Annotated in this window: 13 protein-coding genes; 8 read left to right on the top strand and 5 right to left on the bottom strand. The window is 71.4% G+C overall.

What is annotated here, in order from left to right; translation table 11 throughout:
- Positions 1–393: 393 nt before the first annotated feature.
- Both ACFYZZ_RS32305 and ptsP read left to right on the top strand, forming a co-directional pair.
- Positions 394–843, top strand: coding sequence for a PTS glucose transporter subunit IIA (locus tag ACFYZZ_RS32305; protein WP_389183483.1), 450 nt, complete (start codon positions 394–396; stop codon positions 841–843).
- Positions 844–921: 78 nt separating this feature from the next.
- Complete coding sequence (gene ptsP / locus ACFYZZ_RS32300; RefSeq protein ID WP_389183480.1) at positions 922–2,592, top strand: phosphoenolpyruvate--protein phosphotransferase; 1,671 nt, start codon at positions 922–924, stop codon at positions 2,590–2,592.
- A 68-nt stretch (positions 2,593–2,660) separates the two neighbouring features.
- Here ptsP and ACFYZZ_RS32295 read toward each other — a convergent pair whose 3' ends face one another.
- Positions 2,661–3,554 (bottom strand): hypothetical protein, encoded by an 894-nt coding sequence (locus ACFYZZ_RS32295; RefSeq protein ID WP_389183477.1) that lies wholly within the window; start codon positions 3,552–3,554, stop codon positions 2,661–2,663.
- A gap of 196 nt (positions 3,555–3,750) precedes the next feature.
- Positions 3,751–5,718, bottom strand: a complete 1,968-nt coding sequence (locus ACFYZZ_RS32290) for an acetoacetate--CoA ligase (RefSeq protein WP_389183474.1) — start codon at positions 5,716–5,718, stop codon at positions 3,751–3,753.
- A 215-nt stretch (positions 5,719–5,933) separates the two neighbouring features.
- On the opposite strand from ACFYZZ_RS32290, the gene ACFYZZ_RS32285 reads away from it, so the two are divergent.
- On the top strand, positions 5,934–8,294 hold the full coding sequence (locus ACFYZZ_RS32285; RefSeq protein ID WP_389183471.1) for a glycoside hydrolase family 31 protein: 2,361 nt from the start codon (positions 5,934–5,936) through the stop codon (positions 8,292–8,294).
- A 9-nt stretch (positions 8,295–8,303) separates the two neighbouring features.
- Here ACFYZZ_RS32285 and ACFYZZ_RS32280 read toward each other — a convergent pair whose 3' ends face one another.
- Positions 8,304–8,840, bottom strand: coding sequence for an NUDIX domain-containing protein (locus tag ACFYZZ_RS32280; RefSeq protein WP_389183468.1), 537 nt, complete (start codon positions 8,838–8,840; stop codon positions 8,304–8,306).
- 224 nt (positions 8,841–9,064) lie between these two features.
- Here ACFYZZ_RS32280 and ACFYZZ_RS32275 point away from each other — a divergent pair, with 224 nt between their 5' ends.
- The 5 genes from ACFYZZ_RS32275 (at position 9,065) to glpK (ending at position 15,152) form a co-directional block, all read left to right on the top strand.
- Complete coding sequence (locus ACFYZZ_RS32275; RefSeq protein WP_389183465.1) at positions 9,065–9,514, top strand: Zn-ribbon domain-containing OB-fold protein; 450 nt, start codon at positions 9,065–9,067, stop codon at positions 9,512–9,514.
- Positions 9,511–10,701 (top strand): lipid-transfer protein, encoded by a 1,191-nt coding sequence (locus ACFYZZ_RS32270; RefSeq protein WP_389183462.1) that lies wholly within the window; start codon positions 9,511–9,513, stop codon positions 10,699–10,701. The genes ACFYZZ_RS32275 and ACFYZZ_RS32270 overlap by 4 nt, the downstream gene beginning before the upstream one ends.
- A 134-nt stretch (positions 10,702–10,835) precedes the next feature.
- Positions 10,836–12,485, top strand: coding sequence for an EAL domain-containing protein (locus ACFYZZ_RS32265; RefSeq protein WP_389183460.1), 1,650 nt, complete (start codon positions 10,836–10,838; stop codon positions 12,483–12,485).
- Between the two features lie 362 nt (positions 12,486–12,847).
- Positions 12,848–13,597, top strand: coding sequence for an MIP/aquaporin family protein (locus ACFYZZ_RS32260; RefSeq protein ID WP_389183457.1), 750 nt, complete (start codon positions 12,848–12,850; stop codon positions 13,595–13,597).
- Between the two features lie 34 nt (positions 13,598–13,631).
- Positions 13,632–15,152 (top strand): glycerol kinase GlpK, encoded by a 1,521-nt coding sequence (glpK, locus tag ACFYZZ_RS32255; protein WP_389183454.1) that lies wholly within the window; start codon positions 13,632–13,634, stop codon positions 15,150–15,152.
- 87 nt (positions 15,153–15,239) lie between these two features.
- Here glpK and ACFYZZ_RS32250 read toward each other — a convergent pair whose 3' ends face one another.
- Positions 15,240–15,845 carry an ATP/GTP-binding protein gene (locus tag ACFYZZ_RS32250; protein ID WP_386574985.1) on the bottom strand — a complete coding sequence of 202 codons (606 nt, stop codon included), beginning with the start codon at positions 15,843–15,845 and terminating at the stop codon, positions 15,240–15,242.
- Entirely contained in the window at positions 15,826–19,464 is a 3,639-nt protein-coding gene (locus tag ACFYZZ_RS32245) for a hydantoinase B/oxoprolinase family protein (protein WP_389183450.1), read from the bottom strand. The genes ACFYZZ_RS32250 and ACFYZZ_RS32245 overlap by 20 nt, the downstream gene beginning before the upstream one ends.
- Positions 19,465–19,475: the final 11 nt, after the last annotated feature.

The following is a 19,475-nucleotide window of genomic DNA, read 5'->3' as shown; positions in this document are numbered from 1 at the left end:
CACGCTGTTGAGTTCTCAAGGAACGGTCGCTTCCTTTGTACTCACCCTCTCGGGCTTTCCTCCGGGCTTCCCTTCGGTGTTTCCGACTCTATCAGGGTTTTTCCGTCTCTCTGACCACCACCCTGCAGGCATGCAGAAGGCGATCCCGAGATAGGATCCGACGAGTTTGGGTGCTGCTTAACGGAGGCGCTTTCGCGTCGCTCTCCCTCAAGCAGGAGTACGACTGTACACGGGCTCTGGAAGCGCGTGCAAATCGACCGGGCTGGTGGTCTAGACCACTACCTGGTAGCTTCCATCCGGAACCGCCACTTCATATGGCATACGCTGCTGCTCAGTGCCGTCCGGGACAGGCAGTGACGGCCCGTACGCAGCTCCACTCCTGGGAGGCTTCCCATGACCACCGTGACGTCCCCTCTTGCTGGACTCGCCATCGGACTGGCCGCCGTGCCGGATCCGGTCTTCTCCGGGGCCATGGTCGGCCCGGGCACTGCGATCGACCCCGTGCGTGAACCCTCCGAGGCCGTGGCGCCGGTGGACGGCGTCATCGTTTCCCTGCACCCGCACGCCTTCGTGGTGGTCGACGAGAACGGGCACGGCGTGCTCACCCACCTCGGCATCGACACCGTCCAGCTCAACGGCGAGGGCTTCGAGCTGCTCGTCGACAAGGGCGACACCGTGACGCGCGGTCAGAGCATCGTGCGCTGGAACCCGGCCACGGTCGAGGCCGCCGGCAAGTCGCCGGTATGCCCCGTCGTGGCACTCGAGGCCAGCGCCGAGTCCCTCACCGACCTCCGTGACGGCGGCGACGTGAAGGCCGGCGACAGCCTCTTCTCCTGGAACTGACGACAGTGCCGTCGCAGGACGGCGTACCGGACAACCACCGCGGCGGCGGGACCCGCCGCACTATCGGAGACGGGTGAGATGGAGACAACGCTGCGAGGCGTCGGCGTGAGCCACGGTGTGGCGATCGGCGAGGTTCGGCACATGGGCACGGCAGTGCTCGAGCCGCCGGCCAAGCAGATCCCGGCGGAGGAGGCGGAGCGCGAACAGGGGCGGGCGCGCCAGGCCGTGGACGCTGTGGCGGCCGACCTGATGGCGCGCGGCAATCTGGCGGGGGGCGAAGCCCAGGCCGTGCTCGAGGCGCAGGCCATGATGGCGCAGGACCCCGAGCTGATGGCGGACGTGGACCGGCGGATCGCCGTCGGCAGCACGGCGGAGCGTGCGGTGTACGACGCGTTCGCCGCGTACCGCGAGCTGCTGGCCGGTGCCGGGGAGTACCTCGCCGGGCGCGTGGCCGACCTCGACGACGTGCGGAATCGTATCGTCGCCCGGCTGCTGGGCGTCCCCATGCCGGGTGTCCCGGACAGTGACGAGCCCTATGTACTCGTGGCGCGCGATCTGGCTCCGGCCGACACGGCGCTGCTGGACCCGACTCTGGTGCTCGGTTTCGTGACCGAGGAGGGCGGGCCGACCAGTCACAGCGCGATCCTGGCGCGGGCGCTGGGGGTTCCGGCCGTCGTGGCGCTGCCGGGTGCCAGTGAGCTGGCCGAGGGCACGGTGATCGCGGTCGACGGCAGCACCGGCGACATCTTCGTGAACCCGAGCGAGGAGAAGAAGGCTCAGCTGGAGGCCGCGGCTGCCGAGCGCAAGGCCGCGCTGGCCGCTTCGACCGGCCCGGGTGCCACGGCCGACGGGCACAAGATGCCGCTGCTGGCCAACGTCGGCGGACCGGCGGACGTGCCGGCGGCCGTGGAGGCCGGCGCCGAGGGTGTGGGCCTGTTCCGTACCGAGTTCCTGTTCCTGGACGACAGCAAGAACGCGCCGTCCGAGCAGAAGCAGGTGGAGGCCTACCGGCAGGTGCTGGAGGCGTTCCCCGAGGGCCGGGTGGTCGTGCGCGTGCTGGACGCGGGCGCCGACAAGCCGCTGGACTTCCTGACGCCCGCCGACGAGCCGAACCCGGCGCTGGGCGTGCGTGGTCTGCGGACGCTGCTGGACCACCCCGAGATCCTGCGTACCCAGCTGACCGCGCTGGCGAGGGCCGCGGAGGGGCTGCCCGTCTACCTTGAGGTCATGGCGCCCATGGTGGCGGACCGTGCGGACGCCAAGGCGTTCGCGGACGCCTGCCGGGAGGCGGGGCTGCGGGCCAAGTTCGGCGCGATGGTGGAGATCCCGTCGGCCGCGCTGCGGGCGCGTTCGATCCTGCAGGAGGTCGAGTTCCTGTCGCTGGGGACCAACGACCTCGCGCAGTACACGTTCGCGGCGGACCGGCAGGTGGGTGCGGTGTCGCGGCTCCAGGACCCGTGGCAGCCCGCCCTGCTCGACCTGGTCGCGCTGTCCGCCGAGTCGGCCAAGGCCGAGGGCAAGAGTTGCGGTGTGTGTGGTGAGGCCGCGGCCGACCCGCTGCTGGCCTGTGTGCTGACGGGTCTGGGTGTCACCTCCCTGTCCATGGGTGCGGCGTCGATTCCTTATGTCCGGGCGACGCTGGCGAAGTACACGCTGGCCCAGTGCGAGCGGGCCGCCGCGGCGGCGCGTGCGGCGGACAGTGCCGACGAGGCGCGCAGTGCGGCTCAGGCGGTGCTGTCCGGCGAGTAGTCCGGCCGGCCTCGTTGTGTGCCGGGTTCAGGGGCGTCCCGCCTTCGGGTGGGGCGCCCCTGGCGCGTTCAGTGGCGGTGTCCCTGTGCCGTGCTCTCCCCTCCGAGGTGGGGTGGTGTGCAGTAGTCGACGCCTGGCTCGGGGGAGATGAGGTCGCCGGATTCGACGTCGGTGCAGTAGGCGTCGAAGACCTCGGACGCGGTGAGGGGTTCGAGTCCGCCGCCGCGGAGCCGCCAGCCGTAGACGCGGTCGTCCGTGTCGGCGGCGGTGATCCGCATGACGAGTCCGCCGGGGCTGTCGGTGGCGAGGCCCAGGGCGAGGACGCTGGTGAATTCGAGGGCTTCGGCCTCGTCGAGTTCGGTGGTGCCGTCGGTGTTGTCGTCGGCGTGGAGGACGGAGACGAGTGTTTCCGGCGGGCCGGAGACACTGCAGACGAGGTGCCGGTCTCCGGGCGGGGCGGTGTCGAGGATGCGGGCGAGGACGTCGGAGGCTCGGGTGAAGGCGGCGCGGCCGATGTCCTCGCCGCAGGTGCGGCAGGGGCCGAGCCGGGTCAGGAGGGTGGTGGCGTACTCCCAGGTGGCCTGTCGTACGGCCTCGTCGACGAGGGCAGGCACGAGGGTGGCGAGGGGGCTGCCGTCGTAGGGGATGGTGGGGCCGGTGGCCGCGAGTTCGGCGGTGAAGCGGGTGCGGCTGGCCGGGGCATCCGGGTCGAGACCGGTGTCGGCACAGAATTCGGCGTACTCCTCGGGGTCGAAGAGGGCCAGTGTGGTGTGGTTGCCCTGTGCCGCGCGGCTCCTGAGCAGCGCTTCCACCTGCTCGAGGTAGATGGTGTGGTCGTCGAAGGCGAAGCTGCGGTAGCGCCGCATGGCATGGAAGTCGTGGTCGTCGGTGAGCAGGCCGATGGTGCCGGCGATTTCGCGGCGCAGGACGCGTCGCATGGTGTGGTGGTCGGTGTGCGCCATGTTTCCCCCAATGCGCAGTCGATCAATACTCACTCACAGTAACCGGCGGCACTGACAACGGGCGCGGCTGGCGGTGGTCGCGGACCAGACGGCGCTGGACTGCGCAGGTCAGGGCGATGACGCGCAGCTGGCCTCGGACTTCGTTGCCGTGTTCGGCGAGTCCGAGGCCAGCGGTGGACGGCTGGGTGCCGGCGGGTCAGGCGCGCTTGCGGGCCAGTTCCTCGTAGAAGCCCAGCAGGCCGAGGTTGTCGATGGAGCCGGGGTTGACGGCCTTCTCCAGGGGCGTGCCCTGGAGAAGGCGCTTGACCGGGACCTCGATGCGCTTGCCGGTGAGGGTGTGCGGGATGCCCGGGACCTCGATGATCTCGTCGGGCACGTGGCGTGGCGAGAGCTGTTCGCGGATGGCCTGCTTGATGCGGTTCAGGAGTGCCTCGTCCAGGACGACGCCGGGCACCAGGTGCACGAACAGGGGCATCCAGTAGCCCCCGTCGGGCTGCTCGATGCCGATGACGAGGGACTCCTTGATCTCGGGCAGGCGCTCGACCACCTCGTAGATGTCGGCCGAGCCCATGCGCACGCCCTGCCGGTTGAGGGTGGAGTCGGAGCGGCCGTGGATGATCACGGAGCCGCGTGAGGTCAGCGTGATCCAGTCGCCGTGGCGCCAGACGCCCGGGTAGGTGTCGAAGTAGCTGTCGTGGTAGCGGCTGCCGTCGGGGTCGTTCCAGAAGTGGATGGGCATCGAGGGCATGGGGTTGGTGACGACCAGCTCGCCGACCTCGTCGACGAGGGGCTTGCCGCTCGGGTCCCAGGACTGCAGGTCGGTGCCGAGGCCGGGCGCCTGGAGTTCGCCGATGTACACGGGCACGGTCGGTACGGCTCCGGCGAAGCAGGAGCAGACGTCCGTGCCGCCGCTGACGGAGGCGATCCACAGGTCCTCGCGGACCTCGTCGTGCAGCCAGCGGAACCCGTCGGGCGGCAGGGGGGAGCCGGTGGTGGCGACGCACTGCACCCGGGAGAGGTCGAAGTCGCGGGAGGGGTGCACGCCCGCCTTGCGGCAGGCCATGACGTAGGCGGCCGAGGTGCCGTAGAGGGTGGCTCCGCTGCGTTCGGCGATGCGCCACTGGGCTCCGGTGTCCGGGTAGCCGGGGCTGCCGTCGTACAGGACGATCGTCGTGCCCGTGAGCAGGCCGGAGACGAGGAAGTTCCACATCATCCAGCCGGTCGAGGTGTACCAGAAGAAGCGATCCTCGGGGCCGAGGTCGCAGTGCAGGCCGAGCTGCTTGAGGTGCTCGACGAGGATGCCGCCCTGGGACTGGACGATGGCCTTGGGCAGACCGGTCGTGCCGGAGGAGTACAGAACCCACAGCGGGTGGTCGAAGGGGACCTGCTCGAAGACGGGCTCGGTGTCGGCGGCCGTGAGCGCCGACCACTCCAGGGCGCCCTCGGGTGCCTCGGTGCCGAGGAGCGGGACGTGGACGACGGCGCGCAGTGTGGGCAGCTCACGGCGCAGCTCGGCGACGACCTCGCGGCGGTCGTGTTCCTTGCCGCCGTAGCGGTAGCCGTCGACGGTGAACAGTACGACCGGTTCGACCTGCTGGAAGCGGTCGAGGACGCTGCGGGCGCCGAAGTCGGGGGCGCAGGAGGTCCATACGCCGCCCACTGCGGCCGTGGCGAGGAACGCGACGACGGCCTGGGGGATGTTCGGGAGGTAACCGCTGACGCGGTCGCCGGGGCGGACGCCGAGGTCGCGGAGTTCGGCGGCGAGGGAGCCCACCTGGCGACGCAGCTCGGACCAGGTCACCGGGCGCGGTTCGTGGGTCTCGTCGACACACAGGAGGGCGGGCTCGTCCGCTCGGTCCGCGGCGGCGCGCAGGGCGTGCTCGGCGTAGTTGAGGGTGGCTCCGGGGAACCACTGGGCGCCCGGCATCGAGCGGTCGCCGAGCACGCGCGCGTAGGGGGTCGAGAACCGGACGTCGAACCACTCCGTCACGGCTTTCCAGAAGGTGTCCAGCTGTTCGACGGACCACCGGTGCAGTGCCGGGTAGCCTCCCTCGGCCGGGGCACCGTGGTGCTCGGCGGCCCATGCCTGGAACTTGGTGATGCGTGCCTGGGCGATCCGCTCGGGATCAGGCTGCCAGAGCGGCTGGGGGTTCGCTGTCGACATTGGGGCGGCTCCCGGGCTGTGCGCGTCGTGTGCGTCGGTCCGCGCACGAGCTGGGGTGTGCGCGTGACGCGGCTGACAGGGACGATGCCATGTGATCGACTTCTACACCAGGGTGCGCCCCACATAGTCCGTGTCGTGAAGATGTGGTCCTGGCACGGGTGAACGGCAGTTGAACGACACGCGCGCGTGGGGCGGTCAGTGGCAGGGTGAGCAGCATGGACGGTCGTGACCTGGTGCGTTCGGTGAGTGTGGTCGGTTCGGGGAGGGCGGCTCAGGGGTTGCGTGCCGTGCGCGCCGCATGGCGTAGGAGGCGTATCGATGCCGCGGGGCTGCCGCCGCGCGGCGCCGAGCGCGCGCGGGTGCCGGGGCAGCTGCAGGGCGTGGAGCCCGGGCCCGGGGGCGGTCTGATCCGGTTCAGCCGGTCCGAGCTGCGGATCACCGTCGCGGTGAACGGGGCCGTTTTCTGGGGCTGGGACGGGGCGGGTCCGGAGCCGTCGTACGCGCTCGCCGGGAGCTGTCCCGAGCCGGATCCACGGGTGGTGCTGGAACCGGACAAGGACGGCGGCTGGCGGGTGGTGGCCGAGCGGGTGACGGTCGTCGTCTCCCGGCACGGCGCGCTTGAGGTGTGCACGCCCGGCGGGGTGGTGCTGCGGCGGGACATGCCGCCGCGCTGGTGGGAGCCGGTCGACGGAGGTGCGGCTCGGTGGATGCAGCGGTCCGAGGTGGCCGCGGACGCCCGCTTCTTCGGCCTGGGCGGGCGCGCCGCGGGTCCACGACTGAGGGACGGCACGTACCGGCTGTGGAACACCGACCAGGGCCGGGCGTTCGGTCCCGGGGACGATCCGCTGTACCTGACCATGCCGGTGCAGCTCGTGGTGGCCGACGCCGCGGCCCATCTGGTCTTCCACGACACTTCGTGGGACGGCACGGTGACCTTGCGGGAGGGCGAGGAGGGCGCGGGGTCCGGGCACGACCGCGTGGGGCGCTGTGAGCTGCGGATGGACGGCGGTCCGCTGCGCGGCTGGGTCATGGTGGGCACCCCCGCGCGCGTGCTGCACACCTGGGCCTCGCTGACCGGGGCGCCGGCGCTGCCGCCCGCGTGGGCGCTCGGCCATCATCACGCGCGCTGGGGGTTCGGCAGCGAGCGGGAGGTGCGTCGGATCGTCGCGGGCTACCAGGAGCGCGGTCTGCCGCTGGACGCCGTCCACCTGGACATCGACCACTACGCGGACCACCAGGTGTTCACCGTCGACCAGGAGCGTTTCCCGAAGCTTCCGGGGCTCGCGGAGGAGCTGCGCCGGGACGGGATACGGCTGGTGTCGATCGTCGACCCGGCGGTGAAGGCCGCGCCGGGCAACGCCGTCTACGACAGCGGGAAGGCGATGGACGCGTTCGTGCGGGATGCCTCGGGGCGGACGGTGCGGGGTGAGGTGTGGGCCGGCGAGTCGGTCTTCCCGGACTTCACACACGCGCGCGTGCGCAAGTGGTGGGGCGGGCTCTACGAGGAGCGGCTGGGACAGGGCTTCGCGGGTTTCTGGCACGACATGAACGAGCCGACGTCGTTCAACGCCTTCGGTGAGCCGACGCTCCCGCGTTCGGCCCGGCATGCCCTGGAAGGGCGCGGCGGCGACCACCGGGAGGCCCACAACGTGTACGCGCTGTGCATGGCCAGAGCGGGCTATGAGGCGCTGCGCGAACTGTCGCCCCAGCAGCGGCCGTTCCTGTTCTCACGGTCCGGCTGGGCGGGTTTGCACCGCTACGGGGGAACGTGGTCGGGAGACGTGGCGACGGGCTGGCCGGGGCTGCGGGCTTCCCTGTCTCTGGTGCTGGGGCTCGGCCTGTGCGGCGTGCCGTACTCGGGGCCGGACATCGGCGGCTTCGACGGGTCTCCGTCGCCGGAGCTGTATCTGCGGTGGTTCCAGCTCGGCGCGTACCTGCCGCTGTTCCGTACGCACGCGAGTCTGCGGGCGGGGCGCAGGGAGCCCTGGGAGTTCGGCCCCGAGGTGCTGGAGCACGCGCGCGCGGCGCTGCTCGAACGCCGGCGTCTGCTGCCGTACTTCATGACGCTGGCCCACCTGGCCCGGCGCACCGGCGCGCCCTATGTGCGGCCGCTGTGGTGGGGGGCACCGGAGGACCGCGCGTTGCGCGACTGCGAGGACGCGTTCCTGCTGGGCGACAGCATCCTGGTGGCGCCCGTGCTGGACCCGGGGGCGGACCGGCGCGCGGTGCAGCTGCCGCGAGGCCGCTGGTACGACACGGTGACGGAGGAGGCGTACGAGGGCCCGGCACAGGTTCTGGTCGACGCGCCGCTGTCGCGGATTCCGGTGCTCGCGCGCGCGGGTGCGGTCGTTCCCGTGCGTGGCGAGGACGGCGGGCTCGAGCTGGAGGTCTGGGCGCCCGCCCGGGGACGGACCGGGGGCGGACTGGTCGTGCCGGACGCGGGCGACGGGTGGGACGAGCCGGAAGTGGAGCGGTACACCGCCCGCTGGCAGGGCCGGCGGGTGGTCGTCACCCGGGAGCGGGAGGACGGCGCCGGTGAGCCGTCCCACCCGGTGCGCATTCGGGGACTCGGCTGATCGGTCCGCTCAGATGTAGCGGCCCTCGAACCATGCCCGCACGGCCGCGGTGTGCAGCGGGAAGGCTAGTTCCTCGGGCCTGCGCAGCAGGTGCCAGCCCTCGGTCTCGTCCGTGGCGTCGGAGGGCGGCAGTCCTTCGGCCGGGCGTTCCGGGAGGAGTCCGAACAGCAGCAGATGCCCGTCGGGCGAGCTCATGGCGTCCACGAGGCGCACGTCGCGGACGGCCGCGTCGATACCCGTCTCCTCCTTGAGCTCGCGGACGACGGCGTGCCTCCAGTCCTCCCGGTCGTCGATGTAGCCGCCGGGCAGTGCCGTGCCTCCGCGCGCGGGGGCGATGGTGCGGGTGATGACGACCAGGGCGGTGCCCTTGGTGTCGTACACGGGCTGGAGCGCGATCGCGACCGGCAGGGGATTGCGATAGGCGACGGTCCCGCAGGACGGGCAGGTGCGCGGCCAACCGGAAACGCCCTCTCCGTAGGACGCTCCGCAGCTCGAACAGTGGGAGTCCGGAGCGGAGTTGGCAATCGGGTGCTGAATTTCGGACACGCGCGGACTGTATCCGATCAGAGGAAGGACGTGTTCCGTCAGCAGCGAGCAGTGCGGCGGCTGGGTCCGGAGGGGCGTCCGGGACCACCCCCGTCGGCCCCGGCCGCCCCTCCTGATACCACGACGCCGGAAGGGGCCGTCCGGTTCGCCGGGACGTCTGCCCATTTCCAGATGCCCGTGGCAGACTCCTGACGCATCGTCAGATAACTGCGCCGGGAGGAACATTGACGCGTACACGCACACCCGCGGTCTCCGACTGGTTCACCGGCGAGGGGGACGACTTCCGGCTCCTGGGCACCCGTTGCACGTCCTGTGCTTCGGTCTTCTTTCCGCGCGAGGACGTCCACTGCCGCAATCCGCACTGCACGGGCGGCGCATCCTTGGAGGAGGTCCCGCTGTCACGAACGGGTCATATCTGGTCGTACACGGACAGTCGTTACCGCCCTCCGTCACCCTATGTGAGCAATCCGGAACTTCCGTGGAAGCCGTACGCGTTGATCGCGGTGGAGCTGGAGTCCGAGCGGATCGTGGTGCTGGGACAGGCGGTTCCCGGGGTCACCGTCGCCGATCTGACGGTGGGCATGGAGGTGGAGGTCGTCCCCGGGGTCCTCGACGAGGGCGCGGAGACGACCTGGACGATCTGGCAGTGGCGGCCGACGGGGGTGACGGCATGACGGCGGACGTGGCGGTGCTCGGCGTGGGCATGCATCCCTGGGGCAAGTGGGGGCGCAGCTTCGTCGAGTACGGGACGGCGGCGGCCCGCGCGGCCCTCGCCGACGCCGGTCTCGACTGGCCGGATGTCGGCTCGATCGTGGGCGCGGACACGGTGCGTGGCGGATATCCCGGATATGTGGCGGGGGCGACGTTCGCCAAGGCCCTGGGCTGGCAGGGAGCCCGGGTCGCCAGTGTGTACGCGGCGTGCGCCTCCGGCGCGCAGGCGATCGCGACGGCGCGGGCGCAGATCCTCGCCGGGCTCGCGCACGTCGTGCTCGTGGTGGGGGCGGACGCCGCGCCCAAGGGGTTCTTCCGGCCGGCAGGCGGGGACCGGCCCGACGATCCGGACTGGCTGCGCTTCCGCCTGCTGGGTGCGACCAACCCGACGTACTTCGGGCTGTACGCGCGCCGTCGGATGGCGGTGCACGGTGACACCCCGGAGGACTTCGCGCTGGTCAAGGTGAAGAACGCGGCCCTCGGGGCGCTCAACCCGTACGCGCGCTACCGCAAGCGGATCACCGCGGAGGAGGTGGCCGCCTCCGCCGTGGTCGCCGATCCGCTGCGGCTGCTCGACATCTGCGCGACCTCCGACGGCGGGGCGGCGCTGGTGCTGTCCAGCCTGGACTTCGCGCGGCGGCACGGTGCGGCGCGGCCGGTGCGGATCCGGGCCGTGTCGACGGTGACCCCGCGGTTCCCGAACACGGTGCTGGACCTGCCGGACATCGCCACGGACTCCGCCGTCGCGGTGCCGGCCCCGGACGAGACCTTCCGGGCGTCCATCGCCCGAACCGCCTACGAGGAGGCGGGCATCGGCCCCGAGGACCTGTCCCTGGCCGAGGTGTACGACCTGTCGACCGCGCTGGAACTGCAGTGGTACGAGGATCTGGGACTGTGCGGCGAGGGCGAGGGCGCCAAACTCCTGCGGGAGGGCGTGACGGCCCCGGGCGGCCGCATACCCGTCAACACCAGTGGCGGGCTCGCCTCCTTCGGTGAGGCGGTACCGGCCCAGGCCATCGCCCAGGTCTGCGAGGTGACCTGGCAGTTGAGGGAGGCAGCGGGCGACCGGCAGATCGCCGGGGCGCGCGTCGGGATCACGGCGAACCAGGGGCTGTTCGGGCACGGATCATCAGTGGTCCTGACGCGCTGAGCGGAGCCCCGCCCGGGCGTCGCGTGACGGGAGAGACGCATGAGATCTACCACGCTGTGTGACCACCCCGGAATCCTGCGTGAACGTCTCATGAACTGCCCCTGGGCGTACGCGGGCAGCGCAATCATGCTCCCGTGCACTCCTGGACGGATACTCTCCGCTTCGCCTTCCAGCCAGTGGTCAACCTGAGGACGGGCGCGGTCGCCGCACTGGAGATACTCGCACGCCCGGAGACCGGCGACATCCTGGCCGAGGCCCGTCGTGACCCCGAACTGGACGGCAGGCTGGCCGTGTTGGCGCTTCGGGCGGCAACGCGCAAGGAGACGCTGCTGCCGCTGCACGTCAACGTGTTCGCGGCCACGCTCGCCGACCTCGGCGGCCTCACCCCGCTGCACGACGCCGTACGCGCGGTGGGGCGGCTGCCGTGGGAGGTGACCCTCGACATCGTGCCGCCCTACACGCACGTGCCGCAGCGGGCGCTTCTGGAGGCGGTGGCCTCGCTGCGCGAGCAGGGGTTCCGGATCAGCGCGGACGGCATCGGGGACGGGGACGTGCCCCTGAGACTGCTCACCGACCTCTCCCCCGACCTGGTCAAGCTCGACAGCTCTCTGCTGTCCCGGCCGGCCGCAGTGCGGGCGATGCGGACGCTGTGCGAGCAGCTGGGCGCGCTGGTGGCGGTGGAGGGCGTGGAGACCGAGCTGCAGTGCGCGGCCGCGCTGGCGGCCGGTGCCCAGCTCGCCCAGGGCGAGCTGTTCGCGCCGCCGGCCCGGATCCCGGCGGCGGACGTATACGTTCCGCCCCGTTCCCCCGGTGCCCTGGCCATGCCCCGGCCCGGGCCGTCGGTGAGGGAGTTCGTGCGGCCCGCCGCCGTCCTGCCGGTCACCGCTTCGGCCGGGCAGGTACGGGCGCTGCTGACCGGCTCGCCGGAGGTCTCCGGGGTGTTGCTCGTGGACCAGGCCGGGGTGCCGGTCCGCTCGGTGCACCGGTCGCGCTTCCTGCTGTCGATGTCCGGCCGGTACGGACACGCCCTGTACGCGGACCGGCCGGCCTTCAAGCTGAGCGACGCGCCGCGCACGGTGGGTGTCGACGCCACCGCCTGGGAGGTGCTGGACGTGGTGGCGATCGGCGGCCGCGACCGCACCTCGGACGATGTGGCGGTCGTCGACCACCGCGGCCGGTGCGTGGGCGTCGTACGGCTCGCGGACCTCGTACGGGCGCTGGCCGAGAACCGGGTGGAGGAGGCGGCGGGGCTCAATCCGCTGACCCGGCTGCCCGGTTCGGACGCGATCACGAGTGAGGTGGACCGGCGGATCGGCGACGGGCGGGCGTTCGCGCTCAGCTGGCTGGACATCGACCACTTCAAACAGGTCAACGACAGTGCCGGGTTCGCGGCAGGTGACGAGCTGATCCGCTCGGTGGGCCGGGCGCTGGAGCAGGCGGCGGCGCGGGACGCGCGCGTGGGGCACATCGGCGGCGACGACTTCCTGCTGCTCGCCGAGGAGGAGGCGCTCGATCCGCTGGTCGCCGGGGTACTCGACGCACCCTGGTCGGCGGGCGGGCGCCGCGTCACGCTGTCCCTGGCGACCGTCGTGTGCCTGCCCGGCAGCGTGTCCGACCACCGGCAGGCCGCCGCCCATCTCGCTCCGCTGAAGAAGGCGGCGAAGGCGCTGCGCGGGACCAGCTGGGTGCTCGCGCGCGCGGGGCTGCCCGGACACGAGATCCGGCGCGGTACCGGAGCGGCCCCGGCCCAGGCGGGTTACGCGGCGGTCGAGCCCCTCGGATGAACGGAGCTGCCGTATACGGCCGTTGAGTGCCCACCTGCGGGAAGGAAGCGGTCGGCTGCCGTTCCCGGGAAACCGCTGTCACCGTTGCCGTCAGCAACCTTGACGGTCTCGTGGTGCCGGTGAACACTTCCGGGTGTCAGTCGACATCGCCGTACATTCTCGGCGTAATCAGGCACTGCGCCACGGGCCTTGTGCTGCTCTGCGACCCCTCCTCCAGAGGCGATCCGGCTGCGAAGGCACGCTCGTCACGGACGCCGGGCGGGGCACGGGGCCCTCCCTGCCTTCGGCTGAAGTCGCCAAGGGAACCGTTCCTGCACGGAGGGCCGGGGCGCTCGCCCCGGACCGGCGCCAAGGGAGCCGCCATGAGCAACGGAGACATTTTCATCGGCGAAGTCATCGGCACCGCGATCCTGATCCTGTTCGGTGCCGGAGTCTGCGCCGCCGTCACTCTCAGACACTCCAAGGCACGCGCGTCCGGCTGGGTCGTCATCGCGTTCGGCTGGGGATTCGGCGTGCTCGCGGGCGCGTACACCGCCGCTCCCCTCTCCGGCGGCCAGCTCAATCCCGCGGTCACCATCGGCATCGCCGTGGACACGGGCAAGTGGGGCAAGGTCTGGATCTATCTGCTCGGCCAGATCGTCGGCGCGATGCTGGGCGCCGTCCTCGCCTACCTGGTGTATCTCGCGCAGTTCCAGGCCAACGTCCGCAAGGAGGGCACGGCCGAGGGGAGCGCCGACGAGCCCGTGGCGACGCTCGGCATCTTCTCGACCATCCCGGAGATCCGGAACCCGATCGCCAACCTCATCACCGAGATCATCGCGACGATGGCCCTCGTGCTGCCGATCCTCGCCTTCGGGCTGACGAAGGGGCTCGGCGAGTCCGGCGTCACGGTGCTGGTCGTCTCGCTGCTCGTCGTGGGCATCGGACTCTCCCTCGGCGGGCCGACCGGATACGCCATCAATCCGGCACGTGACCTCGGCCCACGCATCATGCACACCTTCCTGCCGATCCCGAACAAGGGCACGTCCGACTGGGGTTACGCATGGATCCCGGTCGTCGGCCCGCTGATCGGCGGGGCACTCGCGGGCCTCGTCTACAACGTGGCCTTCTGACCCAGCGACCCGACCCAGCGACCCAGGGACAGCCATGACGGATTCCGCCGAGAAGTACGTCGCCGCCATCGACCAGGGCACCACGTCCAGCCGCTGCATCATCTTCGACCACGGCGGCGCGATCGTCGCCGTGGACCAGCGCGAGCACCGCCAGATCTTCCCCAAGCCGGGCTGGGTGGAACACGACGCCACCGAGATCTGGTCCAAGGTGCAGGCCGTGGTGGCGGGGGCGCTCGCCAAGGCCGGGCTGCGCGCCGACCGGTTGAGCGCCCTCGGCATCACGAACCAGCGGGAGACCACGGTGCTGTGGGACCGCGCCACGGGCAAGCCCGTGCACAACGCGATCGTCTGGCAGGACACCCGTACCGCGGCGCTGTGCAACGAACTGGGCGGCGCCGACGGCCAGGACCGCTTCCGCGACCAGACCGGACTGCCGCTGGCCAGCTACTTCTCCGGGCCCAAGGCGGCCTGGCTGCTGGACAACGTGCCGGGCCTCAGGGACCGCGCCGAACGCGGCGAGATCGCCTTCGGCACCATCGACTCCTGGCTGATCTGGAACCTCACCGGCGGCACGGACGGCGGCCGGCACGTCACCGACGTCACGAACGCCGGCCGCACCATGCTGATGAACCTGGAGACTCTCCAGTGGGATCCCGCCATCCTCTCCGCGATGAACGTCCCCGAAGCGGTCCTGCCCGAGATCAGGTCGTCCGCCGAGGTGTACGGCACCGCCGTCGGCCAGCTCGCCGGTGTGCCCGTGGCCTCGGCGCTGGGCGACCAGCAGGCCGCCGTGTTCGGGCAGGCCTGCTACGACGTCGGCACCGCGAAGAACACCTACGGCACCGGCAGCTTCCTGCTGCTCAACACCGGTGACCGGCCGGTGCCGTCCAAGAGCGGGCTGCTGACCACGATGGGCTACAAGATCGGCGGTGAGGCGCCGGTGTACTGCCTGGAGGGGTCCATAGCGATAACGGGTGCGCTGGTCCAGTGGTTCCGCGACCAGCTCGGCATCATCCGCAGCGCAGACGAGATCGAGACGCTGGCGGCGAGCGTCGAGGACAACGGCGGCGCCTACATCGTGCCCGCCTTCTCGGGGCTGTTCGCTCCCTACTGGCGCTCCGACGCGCGCGGGGTCGTCACCGGGCTGACCCGGTACGTCACCAAGGCCCATCTGGCGCGCGCGGTGCTGGAGGCGACGAGCTGGCAGACGAGGGAGGTCGTGGACGCCATGTACCAGGACTCCGGGGTGCGGATCACGACCCTGAAGGTCGACGGCGGCATGACGAAGAACAACCTGCTCATGCAGCACCAGGCGGACGTGCTCGGCGTGCCGGTGATCCGGCCCCGGGTCTCCGAGACCACCTGCCTGGGCGCCGCCTACGCGGCCGGCCTGGCAACAGGCGTGTGGAACGACCTGGACGAGCTGAAGTCGCACTGGCAGAAGGACGCGGAGTGGACGCCGACGATGGAGGCGTCGGCGCGTGACCGCGAGTACCGCAACTGGCGCAAGGCGGTGGAGAAGAGCCTCGGCTGGCTGGAGGACGACGAAGCCTAGGAGTCGCGCGCGCCACGCGCGCGTGCGGCCCCGCCCAGGAACCACGGCCCGTACCCCGGTCGGCGGGGGTACGGGCCGTGCCGTGGCTCAGGTGGTGAGGGCCTGGCGGCGTTCGGCCGCGTACTCCATCGCATGCTGGACGACCCCGATGAGGACCTCCTTGACCGACTCCCGGTCGCGGGCGTCGGTCAGCAGGACGGGCACGTCGTCGTCCAGGTCGAGGGCCTGACGGACGGCGTCTGCGGGGTAGCGGGCAGCGCCCTCGAAGCAGTTGACGCCGACGACGAAGGGTATGCCGCGCCGCTCGAAGTAGTCGACGGCGGCGAAGCAGTCTTCGAGGCGGCGCGTGTCGGCGAGGACCACGGCGCCGAGCGCACCCTCGGACAGCTCGTCCCACATGAACCAGAACCGTTCCTGCCCGGGCGTTCCGAACAGGTACAGCACGAGGTCCTCGCGCAGGGTGATGCGGCCGAAGTCCATGGCCACGGTGGTTGTGTGCTTGCCCTCCACGCCGCTGACGTCGTCGACCGGGCGCCCGGCCTCGGTCAGCGACTCCTCGGTGCGCAGCGGCCTGATCTCGCTGACCGCGCCGACAAGGGTCGTCTTGCCCACGCCGAAGCCGCCGGCCACCAGGATCTTGAGCGTGACGGGCTCGACCGGGGGCATGCCGCGTTCAGTACGCCCGAGGATCATCGATCTCTTCTCCTGCTTGATGGTGGTCGGGCGACGGTCGGCCGTAGCCGCCGCCACCGGGGGTTTCGATGACGAGTACGTCGCCGGGACCGACGTCCGCCGATCCGCTTCCGCCGAGTTCGGTGACCGTGCCGTCGGCCCGCTCCACCCGGTTGGCGCCGAGCGCGCCGGGCTCGCCGCCCGCCATGCCGTACGGCGGCACACGGCGGTGCTGGGAGAGCGTGGAGACGGTCATGGGTTCGAGGAAGCGGATGCGGCGCACCGCACCGTCCCCACCGCGCCGGCGTCCGGCGCCGCCGCTCCCCCGCCGGACGGCGAACTCCTCGAGCCTGACGGGTAGCCGCCATTCCAGCACTTCGGGGTCGGTGAGCCGCGAGTTGGTCATGTGCGTCTGTACGACGTCCGCGCCGGGGAAGCCGTCGCCGGCACCGGATCCGGAGGCGACCGTCTCGTAGTACTGGTGGCGTTCGTTGCCGAAGGTCACGTTGTTCATGGTCCCGGAGCCCTCGGCCTGGACACCCAGCGCGGCGTACAGGGCACCGGTGATCGCCTGGGAGGTCTCGACGTTGCCCGCGACGACGGCGGCGGGCGGCTCGGGGGCGAGCATCGAGCCGGGAGGTACGACGATGTCCAGGGGGCGCAGACAGCCGTCGTTGAGCGGGATGTCGTCGGCGACCAGGGTGCGGAAGACGTACAGGACGGCCGCGTTGACCACCGAGAAGGGGGCGTTGAAGTTGGTGGCGAGCTGTGCGGAGGTGCCGGTGAAGTCGATGGTGGCGCGGCGCTCTGCACGGTCGACGCGCACGCGGACGCGGATGACGGCGCCGGAGTCCGTCTCATAGGCGTACTCGCCGTCGTCCAGGGCGTCGATGACCCGGCGGACCGCCTCCTCCGCGTTGTCCTGGACGTGCCGCATGTAGGCCTGTACGACGTCTAGGCCGAACTCCTCGATCATGCGGCGGACTTCGTCGACGCCCTTGCGGTTGGCGGCGATCTGGGCGCGCAGGTCGGCGAGGTTGGTGCGGACGTTGCGGGAGGGGTGGGGCGCCTCGGTGAGCAGGCGGTGGGTCTCCTCCTCGCGGAAGCGGCCGTTCTCGGCGAGCAGCCAGTTGTCGAAGAGGACGCCCTCCTCCTCGATGGTCCTGCTGTGGGCGGGCATGGAGCCGGGGGCGATGCCGCCGATCTCGGCGTGGTGGCCGCGGGAGGCGACGTAGAAGAGGATCTTCGGCTCACTCTCCGTGGCCGTCGCGGAGTCGGTGTCGAAGACCGGGGTGATCACGGTGACGTCGGGCAGGTGGGTGCCGCCGTGGTACGGGTCGTTGACGGCGTAGGTGTCGCCGGGTCGCATCGACGTGCCGCGGCGGCGGATGACCTCCTTGACGCTGGTGCCCATGGAGCCCAGGTGGACGGGGATGTGGGGCGCGTTGGCCACCAGGTTTCCGTCCGGGTCGAACAGGGCGCAGGAGAAGTCCAGACGCTCCTTGATGTTGACGGACTGGGCCGTGGACTCCAGCCGGGCGCCCATCTGTTCGGCGATCGACATGAAGAGATTGTTGAAGACCTCAAGCAGAACCGGGTCGGCTTTTGTGTCGAGTTCGGAACTCTGCGTAATCGTCGCGCGTTCCATGAGCAGATGCCCGTCGTCGGTCGCAGCGGCCCGCCAGCCGTCGTCGACGACGGTCGTGGCGCCGGCCTCGGTGATGACCGCGGGTCCGGTGACGGTCTCGCCGGGCGGAAGGGCCTCCCGGCGGTGGAGGGGTACGTCGCGCCAGGCGCCGCCGGTGTGGAGGCGGACGGTCTCGGGGGCGGCGGGGCGGCCTTCGTACGGGGCGAGGGCGGAGAGGTCGGGGGGTGCGGTGATGCCGGTGGCTTCGACGGAGAGGGCTTCGACGACGATCGGGCGGTCGAGGGTGAAGGAGTACGTGGCGCGATGACGTTCTTCGAAGGCGTGACTCATGGTGTCGGGCCCGGTGAGCGCGACGGTGAGGGTGGTGTCCGTGCCGTCGTAGCGCAGTTGGGCGCGGCGGGTGACCTCGACGCGGTCCTCCGGGACGTCCTCGGCGAGGAGTTCGGCGCGCGCGGCGGCCTCCAGGCCGTCGGCCGTCTTGCGGATGCCGGGCATGGAGGCGGCCTCCAGGGGGGCCTCGACGGACTGTTCGCGCATGGCCGTGGTGTCGGCGAGGCCGATGCCGAGGGCGGAGAGGAGACCGGCCATGGGGGGCACGAGGACGGTGCGGATGCCGAGCGAGTCCGCGACGCTGCACGCGTGCTGTCCGCCCGCGCCACCGAAGGTGGTGAGGGCGTAGCGGGTGACGTCATGGCCCTTTTGGACGGAGATCCGCTTCACGGCGTTGGCGATGTTGGCGACGGCGATCTGCAGGTAGCCCTCGGCCACCTGCTCGGGGGTGCGGTCGTCACCGGTCCGCTCACGGATCTCGCGCGCGAGGGCGGTGAAGCGTTCGCGGACCAGGGCCGCGTCCAGCGGCTGGTCGCCGTCCGGGCCGAACACCGTGGGGAAGTGGGCGGGCTGGATGCGGCCGAGCATCACGTTGGCGTCGGTGACGGCGAGCGGGCCGCCGGCGCGGTAGCAGGCGGGGCCGGGGTCGGCGCCGGCCGAGTCGGGGCCGACGCGGTAGCGGGAGCCGTCGAAGTGGAGCACGGAGCCGCCGCCCGCGGCGACGGTGTGGATGTCCAGCATGGGGGCGCGCAGCCGGACGCCCGCGATCTGGGTGGTGAAGACGCGCTCGTACTCGCCGGCGAAGTGCGAGACGTCGGTGGAGGTGCCGCCCATGTCGAAGCCGATGACGCGGTCGAAGCCGGCCCGCTGCGACATCCGGGCCATGCCGACGATGCCGCCGGCCGGCCCGGAGAGGATGGCGTCCTTGCCGCGGAACTGCCCCGCCTCGGTGAGCCCGCCGTTGGACTGCATGAACATCAGCCGCACGCCACGGAGTTCGTCGGCGACGTGCCGGACGTAGCGGTGCAGCACGGGCGAGAGGTAGGCGTCGACGACGGCGGTGTCCCCGCGCGGGACGAGCTTCATCAGGGGGCTGGTCTCACTGGACAGCGAGATCTGCGGGAAGCCGGTGCGGGCGGCGAGGTCGCCGATGGCGTGTTCGTGGGCGGGGTGGTGGTGGCTGTGGAGGCAGACGACGGCGACCGCGCGGATCCCGTCGTCGTACGCCTGCTGGAGGGGGCCCGCGAGGGCGTCGAGGTCGGGGGCTCGCAGGACGGTGCCGTCGGCGGCGATGCGCTCGTCGGCCTCGATCACGCGTTCGTAGAGCAGCTCGGGCAGTTCGATGCGGCGGGCGAAGATGCTGGGGCGGTTCTGGTAGGCGATGCGCAGGGCGTCGCGGAAGCCTCGGGTGATCACCAGGAGGGTGCGTTCGCCCTTGCGTTCCAGCAGGGCGTTGGTGGCGACCGTGGTGCCCATGCGGACGGCGTCGATGGGCTCCGGGGCGCCGTCGAGCAGTTCGCGTACGCCGGCGACGGCCGCGTCCGCGTATCGGGCGGGGTTGTCGGAGAGCAGTTTGTGCGTGAGCAGGCGGCCGTCCGGGCGACGCGCGACGATGTCGGTGAAGGTGCCGCCTCGGTCGACCCAGAACTGCCAGCCTGTCACGTCACTACCCC

Origin of the sequence: Streptomyces sp. NPDC001816, assembly GCF_042892235.1 — a bacterium.
GTDB lineage: Bacteria > Actinomycetota > Actinomycetes > Streptomycetales > Streptomycetaceae > Streptomyces.
The sequence above is the reverse complement of the archived record's forward strand: the minus strand, read 5'-3'. Positions and strand labels throughout refer to the sequence as shown.